Source organism: SAR86 cluster bacterium (genome assembly GCA_029268615.1).
Lineage (GTDB): Bacteria > Pseudomonadota > Gammaproteobacteria > Magnimaribacterales > Magnimaribacteraceae > JAQWNM01.
In genome coordinates this window covers 29,830-47,254 of record JAQWNM010000015.1, presented here as the reverse complement: position 1 = coordinate 47,254, position 17,425 = coordinate 29,830, and the positions used below count along the sequence as shown (strand labels likewise).

Below are 17,425 nucleotides of genomic sequence, written 5' to 3'. Positions count from 1 at the left end.
TTTTGTGAAAACTCAAAATGATGTTGAAACTAAAAAACTTGGCAAAGAACTTGGAGAGTTCATTAGATATAACCAAAAAGAAATAAAAACAATTCATCTTCAAGGAGATCTAGGAACTGGAAAAACAACTATTTCAAAAGGAATAATGGAAGGAATTGGCTTTAATGGTCTGGTTAAAAGTCCTACCTTCGCATTAGTTGAAATTTATGAAACAAATAACATAACTATATTTCACTTTGACCTTTATCGACTTGATTCTGTTAAAGAGCTTCTTGAAATAGGAATTCATGACTACCTCCAACAAAAAAATGCAATAAGTATTTTTGAATGGCCAGAAAATGCCGGCTCAATAATACCTTTACCTTGCATTGATATTAAGCTCAATCATGATAAAAATCATATAGACTGGCGCTATATAGATATAAAATTCAAAGAGAAATTAGAGAAATTAAGAAAGCTTCTTTAATTCTAACCAATGGATTATGAGGGCTCTGCTTGATTATTTTTTATTTGAGAAGTAGATTTATGCAGCCTTATTAACAGAGAGTAAATCAGTCTTAAAATCCTGAAGCTTGTCCATCTTTCCTGCTCTCTGATGCTCCATAATAAACACCATTTTCTAGCTTTATAGCCTGATAACCTCCAAAAATTCCCTTTTCATATTTCAAATTATGCCCCATCTTTTTTAAAGCTTCTTCTAATCCTAAGCCAAAGCCTTTCTCAATACTTAAAGTTCCACCATTATGCATAATCTGCCCTGTAGGCTGAGAGGATCCGCTATGAACTATTCTAGGCGCATCTCCAGCTTCCTGAAGGTTTAAGCCAAAATCAACTATATTAATAACTATTTGAGCATGTGCCTGAGGTTGCGTAGCACCACCCATAACTCCAAAACTAATGTAAGGTTTTCCATCTTTAGTTATGAAAGCAGGGATAATTGTATGAAAAGGTCTTTTACCCCCTTCTATAACATTAGAATGCCCTTCCTGAAGGCTAAATGATTCCCCTCTATCTTGCAACATAAAACCTAAGCCAGTCGGCATCATGCCTGAACCCATCCCTCTATAATTACTCTGAATTAATGAAATCATGTTTCCATATTTATCTGCCGCTGTTAGATAAATAGTGTCACCATTTTCTAGTACGCCCGGTGTATCTGTTAAAGAAGGCTCTTGTAGATCTATTAATGAAGCCCTCTTTTTAGCATAGGATTTTGAGATAAGTTCTTTCAAAGGGATTTTTGCAAAATCTGGGTCAGCATAATATTGAGCTCTATCTGCAAAGGCTAATTTCTTTGCTTCTATAAATAAATGGATATATTCAGCACTCAAAAGACCTAACTTCTTAATATCAAAATTTTCTAAGATGTTTAGTATTTGTAACGCTGCTATCCCTTGTCCGTTGGGTGGCATTTCCCAAACGTCATATCCTCTGTAATTTGTTGAAACTGGCTCTACCCATTCAGAATGAAACTCTGATAAATCTTCATAAGTGAGAACTCCCCCTTGAGATTGAATAAAATCTGCAATTTTTCTTGCTATCTTACCTTCATAAAAACCTAAACGCCCTTTTTTGGCTATACTTTCTAAAGTCAATGCCAGAGCAGGGTTCTTAAATATGTCTCCTTTTGCTGGAGTTTTTCCTTTTTTTAGCCAAATGTCTGAAAAATTTGGGTATTGGGAATATCTATCTTTTGAAGATTCAAGATAATACGCAATCGTTTCCGTCACTGGAAATCCTTTTCTAGCATATTCAATAGTAGGCTCAAATAAAGATTCAAACTCTTGATTCCCAAATCTCTCATGAAGTTTAATCCATCCATCTACAGCTCCCGGAACAGTCACTGGCAAGGGGCCATAAGGAGGAATTTTTGTTAACCCTCTTTCCTTAAAAAATTTTAAATTAAGTGATTTAGGAGATGGGCCACTAGCATTTAATCCATGGAGTTTTTCTTCTTTAGAATCCCAAACTATTGCAAATAAATCTCCGCCTATGCCATTGCCTGTTGGCTCCATAAGACCTAATGCAATATTAGCTGCTATCGCAGCATCTATAGCAGTGCCCCCTTTTTTTAAGATATCTAAGCCAATTTGTGTAGCTAGAGGATGACTAGTGGCTATCATCCCATTCTGTCCTAAAACTTCAGATCTACTAGCAAAGTTCTCTCCAGTTATTCTATCGTAACCATTTCCATACATACTTGTCATAATTAAGGCTAGGATTATAAATCTACTTTTCATTAAAATTATAAAAGTCTTGCTGAACCCCAATAATTAAAACCTAAGACTTTTGGGGTTCCTGGAAGATACATTGACTCCATTTGCCTTATTGAAAATCCTGCTGATTCTATTAATCTTGGAATATCTCTATTTACATTACAACCTCCTCCTATGACATTCCAATAAGGATTTATTTTATCCTGCCATTTGAGTATATTCTCATCTGGAGACCTGCCATGCTCACAAAAAATTAATTCCCCTTCTGGCCTGAGAACTCTATTCATTTCTTTCACCGCAGCTTCTACTTCTGGAATCGTACATAAAGTATAGGTAATCAAAATAGTATCAATGGAATTAGAAGGAAGGGGTATCTGCTCAGCTCCTGATAATAAGAATTTTACTTCTAGATCAGATTGATCTGCAACTTTCTTAGCCATTACATTCAACTCTTCTGAAGGATCAAGTCCCCAAATTCTTTTAACTCCAGAAGTTTTGTAGAAAGGTATATTAAGTCCTGATCCAATGCCTATTTCAAGTATTTCTCCTTTAGCTAGTGGCACTACTTTTTCACGTTGATGACGCATTGGTTTTAAACCACAAGTAAAATTTAAAAGTTTGGGTAACACATATTTCTCATAAATTTTCATAGAAACCTCAAAATATCTAGAAAGTTAATGTAAAGTTATCACATTCAATTAACTTGGAGAGAAATAATATGAATGAATCTATGCAACTAGTTCTTATATATAGCGGTTTCCAGCTTTTAATAGGGTTTTTACTATCAATCAATGCTGTTAAATTAAGGTTTAAGACAGAGATTTTATTAGGAGATGGTGGAAATACTGAAATGTTGAAAGGAATGAGGTCACATGGAAATTGGGCTGAATATGCGCCTGCTTACATCATATCCTTATTATTAATTTCATTGGCAGAAGGACCTCTTTGGTTAATCCATACGATAGGAATTCTCTCTTTTATAGCTCGAGCTAGCCATGGATTTGGACTTAATCAAGAGCAGGATCCAAATATTTTCAGGCAAGTTGGATTTGTGCTTAGCATTATATCTTTACTAATATGTGTTTTGAGTTTGATTTATATTGGATATAACTTATAAGTGAAAAACAAGAATTGTCTAATAACTGGCGCTACAAGCGGTATTGGTGAAGCAACTTCACTTGAACTAGCAAAACAAGGTGCTAATATTTTTTTTATCGCTAGAAACAAGAAAAAAGCAGAATTTCTTAAAGAGACTATATATAAAGAAACGGGCAAAGAAAGTGTTTACTTTATAGCTGATCTCTCTAGTCAAGATCAAATAAAGGAAGCAGCGTCTGAATTTCTGAAATTGAATATTCCGTTACATGTATTGCTTAATAATGCTGGAATAATTAATCTAGAAAGAAAAGAAACAGTGGATGAATTTGAAGAAGTTTTTTCTGTAAATCATCTTGCTTACCACTCTCTTAGCTTACTTCTATTACAAAAATTGGAAGAATCTAGTCCTAGTAGGATTGTAAATGTTTCTTCAGCAGCTCACGCTTTTGTAAAAGATATAGACCTTGATGACTTGCAGTCAAAAGAAACATTCAAAGCTATGAATGTTTATGGAAAGTCAAAATTAGCAAATATTCTTTTTACCAGAGAGTTAAGTAGAAAGGTTTTTGAAAAAGGAATTACAGTTAATTGTTTACATCCTGGATTTGTAGCCACAAATTTTGGTACTCAAAATGATTCTTTTTGGGGACGTCTTGCTATGAAGATTGCTACTCCTTTTGCTAGAAAAAGTTTCCAAGGTGCCTCTTCTTCAATATATCTTTGTTCATCAAATGAAGTTGAAGAAATTTCAGGGGAATATTTTTATGACTGCAAAATAGGTAAATTAACTTCTGCTGCTTCGAATGATGAAACCGCTGCTAAATTATGGAAATTAACCGAAGATTTAACTGGAATTAAATTTTAAGTTACCAAACCCCTAGGGGGTCTACATCCAAAGACCATCTTACATTAGAAATTCTTTTTTTATTGTAAAGAAAATTAACCATTTCTTTTAATTTTCTATGCAAAATAAGTCTACTTTCTGCATAGAGACTTAATTCCCATCTATAGACTCCTGCTTTACGTTCCATGATTGAAGGAATAGGGCCTACAATTCTTAATTTACCCTCAGAAATTTCTTGTTTCAGATCGTCTAAAAATCTCATTGCAAATTCTCCTTGAGAAGACTCTGCCTGGAATCTAGCTTGATAAGTATAAGGAGGCATACTAGATTGCATTCTTTCTATGAGAATTTTTTTAGAAAAATTCTCATAATTTCCAGAAGTCAATTCTTCTATTTGAGGATGATCAGGACAATAAGTTTGCAATAATACTTTTCCCTTCTTATTAGCACGTCCAGCTCTACCAGAAACTTGGGTAATGAGTTGGGCAACTCTCTCGCTACCCCTAAAGTCAGCACTAAATAAACCACTATCTGAGTCTAAAATGCCAACTAAAGTTACATTAGGAAAATGGTGACCTTTTGCAAGAATTTGAGTACCAACTAAAATCAATGGTTTGCCGGTCATTATTTCATTTAGATAGTTATCCATTGATTTCTTAGTTCTTGTTGAGTCTCTATCTATCCTAATAACAGGATATTTTGAAAACCTTTCCTCAAGAAATTGTTCGGCCTTTTGTGTGCCGACACCTAAATAATTAAGATTTGGATCTCTGCAATTTCCACATATTTCTAGAGGTTTTTGATCAGCTGAACAATGATGACATCTCATTCTTAGAGGCTTGGTATGAATTATCATACTTGCATCGCAACTTTTACAAGTTGCAATCCAGCCACAAGCTTCACACACCAATGAAGGTGCAAAACCACGTCTATTTATAAAAATTAATACCTGATTATTATTTTGTAATTCTGAAGTTATTTCTTCTAATAAATTTTCTGAAAAACCATTAGTTAAACGTTCACCCCTAATATCCAAGGATTTAAATATCGGCATCTCTACGCCCGAAGCTCTTTTATTAAGTTTTAATAGAGTATATTTGTCATCTTCAGCATTCTTCAATGATTCTAATGAAGGTGTTGCCGAAGCTAATATCAAAGGTATCTTTAATAATTTAGACCTATAGATAGCTATATCCCTTGCAGAGTATCTAAAACGATCAGTTTGCTTATATGATAGATCATGCTCTTCGTCTACAACTATAATTCCTAGATCCTTAAAAGGTGTAAAAACTGATGATCTTGTTCCTATTACTACATCTACCATTCCCCTTTTGGCGCACAACCACGCATCTAATCTCTCCCTATCATTCTTAGCAGAATGCATAGATACCACTCTAGATCCAAAATTCTTTTTGAACCGCTCTTCTGTTTGAGGGGTGAGTCCTATTTCTGGTATCAAAACTAACGCCTGCTTTCCTTGATCTATAACATCTGAGATAGCTTCAATATAAACTTCTGTTTTCCCGCTGCCTGTAACACCATACAAAAGATAAGTAGAATCTTTTTTCCCTCTTTTTAATTCCTCTACAGCCTTACTTTGTTCTGAATTAAGAGTTCTTCTTTGAAATGCTGTTTCCAAATTCTCGAATTGAGGTATTACCTCAATTTTAGACTTCTTTATTAAATCTTTATCTTCTAAAGATTTAATAGTAGAAGATGTAATTCCATATGCTTTTGCAGCAACTCTATTTAAATTCTTTGTGTCTTTAAAGATTCTTATTGCCTCTTTTTGTTTAGGAGAACTTTTCAATGACTCAGGAAGAATAAAGTCACCTTCAGTTGTAATGTGCCAACTATCAGAATAAGCAAAAGAGGCCTCTTCACCTTTTCTTAGCGAGGGAGTCATAAAATAACTTAATACATCTCCTATAGGGTGATGATAATAACGAGAAGCCCAATCTGCTAATAATAATAATTTCTTATCAATTAAAGGGTTATCATCTAACAAACTAGTTATTGATTTATAGTTAATGCTTTTATCTTTAATTATGTTCGAATGTTTTAAAATAATTCCTACAAGTTTTCTGGTACCAAAAGGTACTAACACTCTACAACCTACTTTTAATTCTGCCTTTGTCAAAGAATTAGGTACTAGATAAGAAAAAGTTCCTTGAATAGGTACTGGTAATATTATTTCTATAATTTGATTATTCACATTAAAATATAATAATAAAAGTGTTAAGTATTTGCCTACTTTTATAGGTCTGTTATTATGCGCCCTCTAAATATTGCAAGAATAGATATTTAATAATGAAACAAAATACACATCCAGAATACCATGATATAAAAGCTACATGCAGTTGTGGCAATATAATTAATATGAAATCTACTCTTGCGGAACCTCTCCAACTAGATGTTTGTTCTGAATGCCATCCATTTTATACAGGAAAGCAGAAACTAGTAGACACTGGGGGAAGGATAGATAAATTTGAAAAGAGATTTGGGAAAAAGACATCCTCTCCAAAAGTTCCATTAGAAGAAGCTCCAGTTGAAACTCCAGAAGTATCGGAGGTTGAAGAAGCTCCAGTTGAAACTCCAAAAGTATCGGAGGTTGAAGAAGCTCCAGTTGAAACTCCAGAAGTATCGGAGGTTGAAGAAGCTCCAGTTGAAGCTTCAGACAAAGAGACGAAATAACCTACAAATCCTTTGCAATAAACTCGATTAACTTCCTAGCGACTTTATACTTATCTTCCTTCTTTATAACTAATTTTGCATTTAGACTAAATATAGTTACTTCGTTCTCATCTGAATCAAAACCTATATCTTTATCTGAAACATCATTGGCTACTATTAATTTTAATTTTTTTTCTATTAATTTCTTTTTAGCATACTCTTCAATTTTTTCTGTTTCTGCTGCAAATCCTACGGTATAGATAGAATCAAATTTCTCAGTTATTGAACTCAAAATATCTTTATTTTGTTCTAATTCAATGGTCATTCCATCTTTATTTTTCTTTTTAATCTTATTTTGAGACAAATCTCTAGGTTTAAAATCTGAAACTGCCGCTGTAGAAATAAAAATATCTGATTTTCGTGCATGATGCATAACGGATTTATACATTTCATCAGCTGAAGTTACTGACTCAAATAGAACATTATCTGGTGGACTTAATTTAACAGGTCCACTTATAAGAGTTACTTTTGCGCCAGCCTCTTGGGCTGATGTAGCTATAGCATATCCCATTTTCCCTGAACTTTTATTAGAAATAAATCTCACTGGATCAATCATCTCTTGAGTGGGCCCAGCTGTAATTAGAATCTCTTTACCTGCCAACAATCCAGTAGAAAAAAGTTGAGATAATTTAAATATTATTTCTTCAGGTTCAAGCATTCTGCCTAATCCAATATCTCCACAAGCTAAATCACCTGATCCAGGGCCAAAGATTTGAGTTCCGTTTTCTTTAAGTGTTCTTATATTATCTTGTGTTCTTACATCAGCCCACATAGCTTGATTCATTGCCGGAGCAATAGCTAGATTTCCCTCATGGACTAGAGATAAAGTGGTCAGTAAATCATCCCCTCTGCCCATACTTAGTTTAGATATACATTCTGCAGTACAAGGAGCTATAAGAACAGCATCCGCCCATTTAGCTAGCTCTATGTGCCCCATACCTGCTTCCGCATTATGATCTAAAAGTTCAGAAGACACTGGATTTCCTGATAAAGCTTGCATAGTTAATGGTGTCATAAATTCTTGAGCAGATCTTGTCATGACCACTCTTACTTCCGATCCAATCTTCTTAAGAGATCTTACTATTTCTGCAGATTTATATGCAGCTATGCCTCCGGTTATGCCTAAAAGGATTTTTTTATTTATAAGAGATTTCATGACTTTTAAATATTTTATGAAAAATTAAATACTAATTATATCCACTTCCTGTTGCTAGTAGTAATTCGTTCTGGTATAAAACCGAATTCTGAAGTTAAATTATATTAAAAATGTCAAAAATTTGTCAGGTAACAGGAAAAAGAGCAATGTTTGGAAATAATGTCTCTTTTGCAAAGAATTCTACAAAACGTAGATTTAATCTCAATCTTCACAAGCATAAATTCTGGGTTGAATCACAAAAGAGATTTGTAAGTTTAACTGTATCTGCAAAAGGAATGCGTATAATAGATAAAGTGGGAATAGATAAAGTTCTACAAGATATAAAGGCTAGAGGAAATTAGAATGCGTGAAAAAATAAGATTAGTCTCTTCGGCAGGAACTGGCCACTTCTATACTACTGACAAAAATAAATCATCTATGCCTGATAAGATGGAAATAAAGAAATTCGACCCTGTGGTCAGAAAGCATGTAATCTATAAAGAAGAGAAAATAAAATAAAATTCTTTTAAATACCTGTAGCTTCTTTTATAAACTTCCTCTTTAAATTATTAGGTTTATCTATTGCCTTAAAAAGTAGATTCCTTCCGTACTTTAACCAAGGACTTTGAACTTCGAAACCCCTTTTAAATGCTTCCATTAAGCTCATCATCCTCATATTTGTAAGAAATCTTTCTTTTTGAAATTTACTTAATACCCCTTCAGAACCTATATCTATAAATTTTCTTTTTGACTGTATTATTACCCTTGATAAGGATTCAGCATCTGCAATGCCTAGATTTAAACCTTGGCCAGCTAACGGGTGAATTACATGAGCTGCATCACCCACTAAAGCTACTCTACCTTTAAAATATTTTTTTGCATGTATTTGATGCAGCGGAAAAGAATTCCTTTTTCCATGGAGCTTAAAATCTCCTAAAACTCCTTCTACTTTTAATTGTAGTAGAGCACAAAAATCTTCATTATTTAATGAACTCACTTCTTGAAATGACTTATTATCTATAGACCATACTAATGAAAGCCTACTTTCATTCATAGAATCATAAGGCAGAAGAGCTATTGGGCCCTGTGGAGTAAAAATCTGTCTAGCTATAAAGCAATGGTCCTTTTCTGAAGATAAAACAGCCACTATGGCTTTTTGTTCATAACTCCATTCTTTTGTTCTAATTTTTGCTTTTTTTCTAACAGTTGATAATCCTCCATCGGCACCTATTAAAACTTCAGTAAAAATCTTTTTGCCTTCAGATATTTTGATGGCCAACTTTCCAGGCATTTCAGATATATTTTCAAGGCTTGATCCTTTTATAAAATTTATATTTTCATTTTTAAAATTAAATTTATTTAAGAAATACATTAAGGCATTATTTGAAACTACAGCACCTAGATTCTCAAGATTCACTTCTGAAGCATGAAAAGAAATCCCTGAACTTCCTTCAGTATCCCACGTTTTAATTTCTGAATAAGTAGTAGCATAAGGAGCTATATCTTTCCAAACGCCTATATCTTGCAATAATCTTATAGAAAATAGATTAAGTGCCGCAGTTCTTCCGAGGTAAAGTGTTTCTTCATTTAATGAGAATCCTTCGTTTTTGTCTACAAGACAAACTTTTAAGTTATTTCTTGACAGGAGTGTGGCCATTATCATACCCACTACACCAGCTCCTATTATTACTACATCATATTTCAAGTTAGGAGCCATGCATCAAAGCCTCAATAGCTTCTATTTCCCTGGGGACTTCAGAGGTAAGAATCTCAAAACCATCTTTTGTTATAAGAACATCATCTTCAATTCTTATTCCAATACCCAGCCATTTAGCATCTACTCCTTCTAATGAATCTAGAATATAAATTCCTGGCTCTATGGTAAGAACCATCCCTGCTTCTAGGGCCCTCCATTCACCATCAACTTTATAATTTCCTACATCATGGACATCCATTCCTAGCCAATGACCTACCCGATGCATATAGAATCTGCTAAATTTCTCTTGTTCAATTAAATCCTCCATAACACCATCTAGGATTCCTAAATCAATTAAGCCTTTGGTTATGGCATTTACAGATGCTTCATGGACTTTTATCCAAGGATTCCCAGGGATAAGCTGTTTTAAAGCTTCACTATGGGCATTCAAAACAACTTCATATATAGACTTTTGAGCTTCTGTAAATTTACCTCCTACTGGAAAAGTTCTTGTTACATCGGAAGCATAGTTCTGATATTCACAACCAGCATCTATCAAAACTAAATCTCCATTTTTTAGCTCATCCTTATTTTCATTGTAATGGAGAATGCATGCATTATTTCCACCACCCACTATTGAATTATAAGCTGCAGCTCTAGAGCCATGTTTCATAAATGTTTGAAGATATTCAGCTTCTAGTTGGTATTCAAACATTCCTGGGGTTACTTTTTTCATTGCATTGCAATGAGCTTCCGCTGTTATACTTGCAGCAATTTTCATCACCTCTACTTCTTCACTAGATTTTATTAATCTAATTTCATGAAGAATGGATTCTAAAGCAATAATAGTTTGAGGAGCTTCAGATCCTGATCGAGCATTTAATCTAGTAATTTCTAGCCACTTATTAAGACTAATATCTATTCCATTAGAATTTACCATAGGATAGTAAATTGTTCTTATACCCTCTAAAGTATTAGGTAAAATCTTATCTAAATCTTGAATGCTATATGCATCGTCAGCACCAAAGTCTTTTTTGGCTCCTTCTTGACCTGATCTTAAACCATCCCATTGCTCCCTTAAGGGATCTCTATCTCTACAAAATAAAATAAATTCTTCCACCCCTGATACCTTTTTTAAAACTAAGCAAGATTCAGGTTCATCAAAACCAGTTAAATAGAAAAAATCGCTATTCTGCCTGAAAGGGTAATTAGCATCTGCATTCCTAGCCACTAAATTACTAGAATGAATAATTACAAGAGAATTATCTTGAACTAAATTAAAGACTTTTCTTCTTCTCTCTAAAAAATTTATATCTACTTTTTTCATATTTTTTTTATCCTAAACTAGAAAGATATATTTTAGGAAGTTACACTTTACTCTTATTTATATAATGATGACAAATACAGAATTAGAAAGTTTAGAAAAAAATCTTCAAGCATTAATTATTTTAAGCGAAGAACTAAAACAGGTTAATAAGAATTTATTAGATAAGAATAAGAACCTGAGAATAGAAAACTCAAAAATAAAACTTAAGATATCAAAAGCGCAAGATAAATTAAAAGAGATTGTTACTAATATAAAAAATAAATAAGTAATGAATGAACCAAAAAAAATTATATCTATAGAAGTTCTGGGACAGAGTTATAAAATTTCTTGCGAAGATTCAGAAAGAGATGAATTAAGAGAATCTGCTGAATTCTTAGATAACAAACTCAAAGAGATACGACAGAACTCTCAATTAGATGAAAATAGAGCAGCTATAATAGTTGGGCTTAATATTGCTCGGGAATTATTAAAAATTAAAAATAATTTAATAGTTGATGATGCTACGTCCCAAAGGATAGATAGTTTAAATAATAAACTAAAAAAACAATTAATTTCTTTGAAAGAAATAGACTGATAAACACATTTAGTTTTAAAAAAAAATTGAGTTATACTTTTATCACTACCTAGATTGTTTGGCAGTAAGTACTAAACGCTTGAGCCGATAAAAAATAATTAGGAGGTTTTTGCAAGCTCTGTTGTGCAAGCCCTACTAAAGGGAAGCCTGAAGATCTTTAGAGAACCACCGCCTTGAACAAATCGGTTCAAGGATGTGCCTACACCGGCAATCTGGGCGGTCACTATTATGAATTCCAAGGCTGCAATAAGAACAAAAATACTTAAAATAAGATCTGCTATTTCTAAAGAAGAGCAGAATGTCTTAGAAAAAAAACTCATAATATTATGGGATAAATTAATAAAGAAAGAGTATGAAGCTAATAAAATAGGAATTTATTGGTCTTATAAAAGTGAGATAAGTACATTAGGAATCATAAAAAAAATTCTTAAAGAAGGAAATGATTGTTATTTGCCTGCAATTATAGATAAAAAAAGGCGCAAAATGATCTTCAAAGAATATATACATGATTCTAAAATGATAGAAAATTCCTTCGGAATATTAGAACCTATAGGTACCAAAGAAATAGAAATAGAAGAATTAGACTTGATAATATTGCCTCTCATTGCTTTTGATAACTTAGGCTTCAGGGTCGGCATGGGATTAGGGTTTTATGATATTACTTTCAGTACAAAGAAAGATCTATTGGCTCCGCTTCTCGGACTAGCCTATGATTTTCAAGAACAAGAAACATGCTTTCCTGAGAATCATGATCTGAAGATGGACGGCATCTTAACACCTACAAAATTTGTAAAGGTCCAAGATTAATTCAGAAATGACAAATAAGCTTTGTTTTCAGACTCATCCCAAAAAGGGAAATTAATTTCTTTTAGTTTCTTAATTAATTTATATCTTTCATTCTCTTTTGCTTGAAAACCTACTAAAACACGTCCGTAAGCTGCACCCTGATTCCTATAATGAAATAATGTAATATTCCATTCATCGCCTAATGTGCTCAAAAAATTTAACAAAGCTCCAGGCTTTTCAGGGAACTCAACTCTAAATACTAACTCTCCATACTCAGTTATATGTTTAGGAGCCTTTCCACCTACCATATGTTTTATATGTATTTTTGCCACCTCGTTTTCAGAAAGGTCTATAGGAGAATAACCTTTTGATTTAAGGCCTTTAATTAATGATTTCTTTTCAGAAGAACCACCATTGATTTTACAAGCCACAAATATATTGGCAGAAACTTCATCGTCCGCCCTATAATTAAACTCCGTTATCATTCTTTTTTCTAAACTTTTACAGAATCTTCTAAAGCTGCCTCTCTTTTCAGGAATTTTTATACTTATTAGCGCTTCTTTCTTTTCTCCTAGCTGAACTCTTTCTACAATATGAGATAATCTATCAAAATTAATATTTGCTCCTGAGTTAATAGCTACTAAAAATTTATTTTTCCAGCCCCTCTGTAAAGTCAATTTCTTCAATCCTGCTAAAGACAAAGCACCTGCCGGTTCTGGGATTGTTCTCGTAGCTTCGAAAGTATCTTGAACTGCTGCACAAATTTCGTCTACTGACACTGTCACCACTTCATCTATCCATTCATTGATTAAACCATATGTAAGTTTTCCTATTTGTCTGACCGCAACTCCATCTGCAAAAAGCCCAACCTCTTTCAAAGCCAACCGCTTTTTTGCTGAAAGAGCTAATTGTAAGCAAGCTGCGTCAACTGGCTCTACTGCTATAACTTTTATATCCGGTCTCAAACTTTTTATGTATGCCCCTATACCAGCGATAAGGCCTCCACCTCCAACGGGTACAAAAATAGCATCAAGAGTTGGCAACACTTCAAGAATTTCCATTCCTATCGTACCTTGACCAGCTATTACGTCAGGATCATCATAAGGGTGAATAAATTCTTCTTTTTTTTCTAAAGATAAATTTTTAGCGTAAGCAAATGCTTCATCAAAGTTATCTCCATAAAGTAAGACTCTTGCTCCATAATTCTTTACTGAATCTATCTTTATTGAAGGAGTAGTTAATGGCATTACGATTGTTGATCTAATACCCAATTTATTGGATGCATAAGCCACTCCTTGTGCGTGATTTCCTGCAGAGGCAGCTATAACCTTCTTATTTGAGCCCTTTTTCTTTAACCTAGATAATTTGTTATAAGCCCCTCTTAATTTAAATGAAAAAACAGGTTGAAGATCTTCCCTTTTAAGAAGGATATTATTATCAAGCTCTTTTGAAAGCTTAGAGGCTTGAGTTAAGGGTGTAACCATAGCAACATCATAAACATTACTTGATTGTATCTTTTTTAAAAATGGCTTACTTTTAGTTAATTTCATTAAATTTTAATAATTCCCAAATAATAGGAAAAGATCATTATACTTTGAGGTAAATAATAATCACCTTATACATATTTATTCTATGGATCAAAACACCAAAAAGAAAGAAGCTGCTAAAAAAGCTTTTGAATTTATACTCCCTTTTCTGAATGAAGATTCAGTAATAGGAATAGGCACAGGCTCAACAACTAACTTTTTTATTGATGAATTAATTAAAAGTAAGCTCACTTTTAAAGCAGCTATATGCAGCTCTGAAGCCTCTAAAAATTTATTACTTACTTCAGGCATTAATATACTAGAACTCAATGAGGTGCACGGAATAGATTTCTATATAGATGGTGCTGATGAATTTAATTCTAACTTTGAATTAATTAAGGGTGGAGGAGGTGCCCTAACTAGAGAAAAAATCCTAGCATACTCCTCAAAGAAATTTTTATGCATTGTGGATGATTCTAAAAACGTTGATTTGTTAGGCAGATTCCCTTTACCAATTGAAGTGCTAGAAATTGCTAGAAGTTCAATAGCGCGTGAAGTAATGAGAATGGGAGGAAAGCCAGTATATAGAACTAATTTTATTACAGATAATGGTAATCAAATATTAGACGTACATAATCTAAAAATTCCGGTACCTTACGACATGGAAAATACACTTAATAATATACCTGGCATTGTAGAAAATGGTATTTTTTCTAAAAGAAAAGCTGATGTAATTATTGAAGCATCAGATCAAGATATAAAAATAATAAATATAGAAACCTTATAAAAGTAGTGATATAGCTGTAAGTAATTGCTCACTATCAGGTTCAACCTTCTGGTCAAAATGAAGAACTTTGCCATCCTTTGAAATTAAATATTTATTGAAATTCCAGGTTGGTTCAATACCAGTTTCTTTAATTAAATCTTCATAAAAAGAATTTGGTTTAAAAGATTTTCTGATCATCCCTCCGCCAGTTTTTACATGAGATCTTTTAAACATTGGAAAATCCACACCATATGTTGTTTTACAGAACTCTTTTACTTCATCTTCATCTTTTGCTCTTTCTTGGAAGAAATCATTAGAGGGAAAACCAAGTACTACAAAATCTTTACTTTTATATTTTGAATATAAACTTTGTAAAGATTCATATTGATAAGTATAGCCACATTGACTAGCTACATTTACAGCTAATATTACCTTATCTTTAAAGTCACACAGGCTTCTACTTTCCGAAGAAGCTAAAACCCTAATGTCATGATCTAAAATTTCAGGACATTGAGAATAAGAATAAAATGGAATTGTTAAAAAAAATAAAAAAAATAATTTTTTCAAAATTAGCTCCTATATTAAAAAATTAAAACAGGCATATCAATTTCAGATAGATTGTACAAATCTACAACATCATCGTTATACATCCTAATGCAGCCATCTGAAGCAGGACTTCCTATCAATCCTTCTTCTGCTGTGCCGTGAATATATATAAATCTGTTGTAAGAGTCTATCCCTTTTCCTCTGTTTAAACCATTTTCTAAACCCTCTAGCCATAAAACTCTAGAAGTTACATGATCAAAATTAGTATCAATAGGTTCAGAAATAATTTGAGCTATATCCCCATTCCAGACCCTTCCCTTTAGAATTGCTCCTAAAGGAAGATCTTTTCCTATTTTTTGTTTAATAGAATGAATACCTAAAGGCGTTTTTAAGCTCCCCTCACTACTACCTGTACCATACTTAGAAGAGGAAATAGTGTATTTTTTAAAAACCTGTCCCTTTTTTAAAAAATATAGTGATTGAGAAGTAATATCAATAAAAATAATATCTTTTTTTAAGAATGTATCATCTATTTCTTTTATAGAATATAAGATTTTTTGCTGATCACTAATTAAATAATCAACATTTGTTACATTACAAGAAGCTAAAAAGAATATAATTGGCAATATATGTAGTTTTTTTAATAAGTTCATTTTTTAAATATTAATTATGATACTTTTGTTACTTTTTTAAAAAATAACCATAAATAACCTAATATTAAGTATATATAAGTAAATAAGTACCCATATTTAACGAAAGGAGTTAATCCTTGATAGCTGCTAATTGTGGCTTTCATAGATTTATCTTCAAAATTTCCTTGTTTTAGTAAAAAATTACCATTTTTATCAATTATAGAACTTATGCCACTGTTTGTAGACCTTATTAAAGGTTTTTGATGTTCTATTGCTCTATTTTGGGCTATCTCCAAATGCTGGTCTGGTCCAATAGAACCTCCAAACCAAGTATCATTGCTAATTGTTACTAATAAGTTGCTATTTAAAGATGATTTTCTAATTAAATTACTAAAAGCTACTTCATAGCATATTGAAGGTGAGATATTATTATCCTTGAATATTATAGAACTATAATCTTGACCTGGGATGGTATTTGTAAGTTTTAATCCAATAAGATCTAGTAAATTTCCGCTAAATCTATTGAAAGGGATGAATTCTCCAAAAGGGACTAATTTTATTTTGTTATATGAACCTTGTGCATCTCCAAATCCCTTTATTCTGTTATAAATTAATGAATCTTCAGAATTAAGATCAGTTTCCTTTCTTTCTATAATGCCAGTAATGATACCTACTTCTTTTAGTCGAGCAGACTTATCCATAGAATTTAACCAATTTATCTGCTTACTTTCATTAAGAATTAATGCTGTTTCAGGAAAGATAATTAGTTCTTTGTTGTCTGCTTGTTTTATAGCTTTTTCAAATATTCTTCTAGTTTTTTGTATGCCTGATAAACTCCATTTCTCTTTTAAAGTTAAATTAGGCTGAATTACTGAAATAGTTATTTGATCTTTTTTTTGAGTCCAATTTATATCTTTCAATAAATAACCGGGGGTGACTATAACTAAGATAGTAATAACTGCAAAAGTTACTAATTTTCTATTATTTAACTGTGTAATTAAAATATATATTGATCCTGAAAGGACTGATATTAAAATTGACATGCCAATTGCGCCTATAATTGGTATCCAGCCATCTATTAATGAACCTGCAATAGAGGTACCTGCAATCAACCAAGGAAATCCTGTAAATAAAGATTCTCTAATTAGTTCTAATAAAACCCACGACAAAGAAAATGAAAGAAGAGGGCCTGATAATCTATTAAAATTAAAATATTTATAAATGATTGCCTGCAAAGCAGAATAAAAGGATAAGAGGACTATAAAAAGTAAGGTAATAATTATAGAGTAATAAATATTTATGTTTCCATGATAGTGAATACTCACATACACCCAGGAAATACCTACGCTCCAAATACCTAATCCATATAAATATCCAACCCTAAAACTTTGTTTATAAGTTAATCCATTTAATAAATAGATATATAAAACAAGAGAAAAAATTAATAGGGGCCATACATTAAATGGTGCAAAGCTCAAAGAGAATAGGGAGCCTGAAATTATTGAAAGTAAATATTTAGTCTTCATTATTTTATTTAATAACTAAA

The 17,425-nt window shown here is 32.4% G+C and carries 19 protein-coding genes, 1 other RNA gene and 1 pseudogene; 11 read left to right on the top strand and 10 right to left on the bottom strand.

The genetic code is table 11. From position 1 onward, the window contains the following. Window positions 1-4 precede the first annotated feature (4 nt). Entirely contained in the window at window positions 5-466 is a 462-nt protein-coding gene (tsaE, locus tag P8J93_07845) for a tRNA (adenosine(37)-N6)-threonylcarbamoyltransferase complex ATPase subunit type 1 TsaE (protein MDG2061709.1), read from the top strand. Between the two features lie 91 nt (window positions 467-557). Here the strand turns inward: tsaE and ggt are convergent, their stop codons facing one another. Together ggt and P8J93_07835 are read right to left on the bottom strand one after the other, a co-directional pair. After that, window positions 558-2,240, bottom strand: a complete 1,683-nt coding sequence (gene ggt / locus P8J93_07840; GenBank protein MDG2061708.1) for a gamma-glutamyltransferase — start codon at window positions 2,238-2,240, stop codon at window positions 558-560. Window positions 2,241-2,245: 5 nt separating this feature from the next. Further along, entirely contained in the window at window positions 2,246-2,866 is a 621-nt protein-coding gene (locus P8J93_07835; GenBank protein ID MDG2061707.1) for a class I SAM-dependent methyltransferase, read from the bottom strand. Between the two features lie 68 nt (window positions 2,867-2,934). On the opposite strand from P8J93_07835, the gene P8J93_07830 reads away from it, so the two are divergent. Together P8J93_07830 and P8J93_07825 are read left to right on the top strand one after the other, a co-directional pair. Next, entirely contained in the window at window positions 2,935-3,333 is a 399-nt protein-coding gene (locus P8J93_07830) for an MAPEG family protein (protein MDG2061706.1), read from the top strand. Further along, the gene (locus tag P8J93_07825) at window positions 3,334-4,179 is read left to right on the top strand and encodes an SDR family oxidoreductase (GenBank protein MDG2061705.1); all 846 of its coding nucleotides are present in this window, start codon (window positions 3,334-3,336) and stop codon (window positions 4,177-4,179) included. A gap of 1 nt (window position 4,180) precedes the next feature. Here P8J93_07825 and P8J93_07820 read toward each other — a convergent pair whose 3' ends face one another. After that, entirely contained in the window at window positions 4,181-6,373 is a 2,193-nt protein-coding gene (locus P8J93_07820) for a primosomal protein N' (protein ID MDG2061704.1), read from the bottom strand. Window positions 6,374-6,468: 95 nt separating this feature from the next. Here P8J93_07820 and rpmE point away from each other — a divergent pair. Further along, window positions 6,469-6,663: pseudogene (gene rpmE / locus P8J93_07815) on the top strand (50S ribosomal protein L31). A gap of 190 nt (window positions 6,664-6,853) precedes the next feature. On the opposite strand, the gene coaBC reads toward rpmE, so the two are convergent. Then, complete coding sequence (gene coaBC, locus P8J93_07810) at window positions 6,854-8,047, bottom strand: bifunctional phosphopantothenoylcysteine decarboxylase/phosphopantothenate--cysteine ligase CoaBC (protein MDG2061703.1); 1,194 nt, start codon at window positions 8,045-8,047, stop codon at window positions 6,854-6,856. A 110-nt stretch (window positions 8,048-8,157) separates the two neighbouring features. Between coaBC and rpmB the strand changes: the two genes are divergently transcribed. Further along, window positions 8,158-8,388, top strand: a complete 231-nt coding sequence (rpmB, locus tag P8J93_07805; GenBank protein MDG2061702.1) for a 50S ribosomal protein L28 — start codon at window positions 8,158-8,160, stop codon at window positions 8,386-8,388. A gap of 1 nt (window position 8,389) precedes the next feature. Then, window positions 8,390-8,545 carry a 50S ribosomal protein L33 gene (rpmG, locus tag P8J93_07800; GenBank protein ID MDG2061701.1) on the top strand — a complete coding sequence of 52 codons (156 nt, stop codon included), beginning with the start codon at window positions 8,390-8,392 and terminating at the stop codon, window positions 8,543-8,545. 7 nt (window positions 8,546-8,552) lie between these two features. On the opposite strand, the gene P8J93_07795 is transcribed toward rpmG, so the two are convergent. Together P8J93_07795 and pepP are read right to left on the bottom strand one after the other, a co-directional pair. Further along, on the bottom strand, window positions 8,553-9,743 hold the full coding sequence (locus tag P8J93_07795) for an FAD-dependent monooxygenase (GenBank protein ID MDG2061700.1): 1,191 nt from the start codon (window positions 9,741-9,743) through the stop codon (window positions 8,553-8,555). Next, window positions 9,733-11,049 (bottom strand): Xaa-Pro aminopeptidase, encoded by a 1,317-nt coding sequence (pepP, locus tag P8J93_07790; GenBank protein MDG2061699.1) that lies wholly within the window; start codon window positions 11,047-11,049, stop codon window positions 9,733-9,735. The genes P8J93_07795 and pepP overlap by 11 nt, the downstream gene beginning before the upstream one ends. Before the next feature lie 64 nt (window positions 11,050-11,113). Between pepP and P8J93_07785 the strand changes: the two genes are divergently transcribed. The 4 genes from P8J93_07785 to P8J93_07770 all read left to right on the top strand — a co-directional run bounded on the left by P8J93_07785 (window position 11,114) and on the right by P8J93_07770 (window position 12,430). After that, on the top strand, window positions 11,114-11,314 hold the full coding sequence (locus P8J93_07785; GenBank protein MDG2061698.1) for a hypothetical protein: 201 nt from the start codon (window positions 11,114-11,116) through the stop codon (window positions 11,312-11,314). 3 nt (window positions 11,315-11,317) lie between these two features. After that, window positions 11,318-11,623 (top strand): cell division protein ZapA, encoded by a 306-nt coding sequence (locus tag P8J93_07780; GenBank protein MDG2061697.1) that lies wholly within the window; start codon window positions 11,318-11,320, stop codon window positions 11,621-11,623. Window positions 11,624-11,666: 43 nt separating this feature from the next. Then, a non-coding RNA gene (gene ssrS / locus P8J93_07775) (6S RNA) lies at window positions 11,667-11,846 on the top strand. 5 nt (window positions 11,847-11,851) lie between these two features. After that, entirely contained in the window at window positions 11,852-12,430 is a 579-nt protein-coding gene (locus P8J93_07770) for a 5-formyltetrahydrofolate cyclo-ligase (GenBank protein MDG2061696.1), read from the top strand. Here P8J93_07770 and ilvA read toward each other — a convergent pair. Beyond that, window positions 12,427-13,959 carry a threonine ammonia-lyase, biosynthetic gene (ilvA, locus tag P8J93_07765; protein MDG2061695.1) on the bottom strand — a complete coding sequence of 511 codons (1,533 nt, stop codon included), beginning with the start codon at window positions 13,957-13,959 and terminating at the stop codon, window positions 12,427-12,429. The genes P8J93_07770 and ilvA overlap by 4 nt on opposite strands. An 82-nt stretch (window positions 13,960-14,041) precedes the next feature. Between ilvA and rpiA the strand changes: the two genes are divergently transcribed. Next, window positions 14,042-14,722: a ribose-5-phosphate isomerase RpiA gene (gene rpiA, locus P8J93_07760; protein ID MDG2061694.1), complete on the top strand. Its 681-nt coding sequence runs from the start codon at window positions 14,042-14,044 to the stop codon at window positions 14,720-14,722. Here rpiA and P8J93_07755 read toward each other — a convergent pair. The 3 genes from P8J93_07755 to lnt are packed head-to-tail and all read right to left on the bottom strand — an operon-like array spanning window position 14,717 to window position 17,405. Continuing rightward, complete coding sequence (locus P8J93_07755; GenBank protein MDG2061693.1) at window positions 14,717-15,268, bottom strand: glutathione peroxidase; 552 nt, start codon at window positions 15,266-15,268, stop codon at window positions 14,717-14,719. The two genes, rpiA and P8J93_07755, sit on opposite strands and share 6 nt — an antisense overlap. Window positions 15,269-15,282: 14 nt before the next feature. After that, on the bottom strand, window positions 15,283-15,900 hold the full coding sequence (locus tag P8J93_07750) for a L,D-transpeptidase (GenBank protein MDG2061692.1): 618 nt from the start codon (window positions 15,898-15,900) through the stop codon (window positions 15,283-15,285). Between the two features lie 14 nt (window positions 15,901-15,914). After that, on the bottom strand, window positions 15,915-17,405 hold the full coding sequence (lnt, locus tag P8J93_07745) for an apolipoprotein N-acyltransferase (GenBank protein ID MDG2061691.1): 1,491 nt from the start codon (window positions 17,403-17,405) through the stop codon (window positions 15,915-15,917). Between the last annotated feature and the right edge of the window lie 20 nt (window positions 17,406-17,425).

Excerpts from the sequence above, each read along its gene's own strand:
- ggt (MDG2061708.1), bottom strand. The coding sequence starts at position 2,240 with ATGAAAAGTAGATTTATAATCCTAGCCTTAATTATGACAAGTATGTAT.
- P8J93_07835 (MDG2061707.1), bottom strand. The coding sequence starts at position 2,866 with ATGAAAATTTATGAGAAATATGTGTTACCCAAACTTTTAAATTTTACT.
- P8J93_07830 (MDG2061706.1), top strand. The coding sequence starts at position 2,935 with ATGAATGAATCTATGCAACTAGTTCTTATATATAGCGGTTTCCAGCTT.
- coaBC (MDG2061703.1), bottom strand. The coding sequence starts at position 8,047 with ATGAAATCTCTTATAAATAAAAAAATCCTTTTAGGCATAACCGGAGGC.
- rpmB (MDG2061702.1), top strand. The coding sequence starts at position 8,158 with ATGTCAAAAATTTGTCAGGTAACAGGAAAAAGAGCAATGTTTGGAAAT.
- rpmG (MDG2061701.1), top strand. The coding sequence starts at position 8,390 with ATGCGTGAAAAAATAAGATTAGTCTCTTCGGCAGGAACTGGCCACTTC.
- P8J93_07795 (MDG2061700.1), bottom strand. The coding sequence starts at position 9,743 with ATGGCTCCTAACTTGAAATATGATGTAGTAATAATAGGAGCTGGTGTA.
- pepP (MDG2061699.1), bottom strand. The coding sequence starts at position 11,049 with ATGAAAAAAGTAGATATAAATTTTTTAGAGAGAAGAAGAAAAGTCTTT.
- P8J93_07785 (MDG2061698.1), top strand. The coding sequence starts at position 11,114 with ATGATGACAAATACAGAATTAGAAAGTTTAGAAAAAAATCTTCAAGCA.
- P8J93_07780 (MDG2061697.1), top strand. The coding sequence starts at position 11,318 with ATGAATGAACCAAAAAAAATTATATCTATAGAAGTTCTGGGACAGAGT.
- P8J93_07770 (MDG2061696.1), top strand. The coding sequence starts at position 11,852 with ATGAATTCCAAGGCTGCAATAAGAACAAAAATACTTAAAATAAGATCT.
- ilvA (MDG2061695.1), bottom strand. The coding sequence starts at position 13,959 with ATGAAATTAACTAAAAGTAAGCCATTTTTAAAAAAGATACAATCAAGT.
- rpiA (MDG2061694.1), top strand. The coding sequence starts at position 14,042 with ATGGATCAAAACACCAAAAAGAAAGAAGCTGCTAAAAAAGCTTTTGAA.
- P8J93_07750 (MDG2061692.1), bottom strand. The coding sequence starts at position 15,900 with ATGAACTTATTAAAAAAACTACATATATTGCCAATTATATTCTTTTTA.
- lnt (MDG2061691.1), bottom strand. The coding sequence starts at position 17,405 with ATGAAGACTAAATATTTACTTTCAATAATTTCAGGCTCCCTATTCTCT.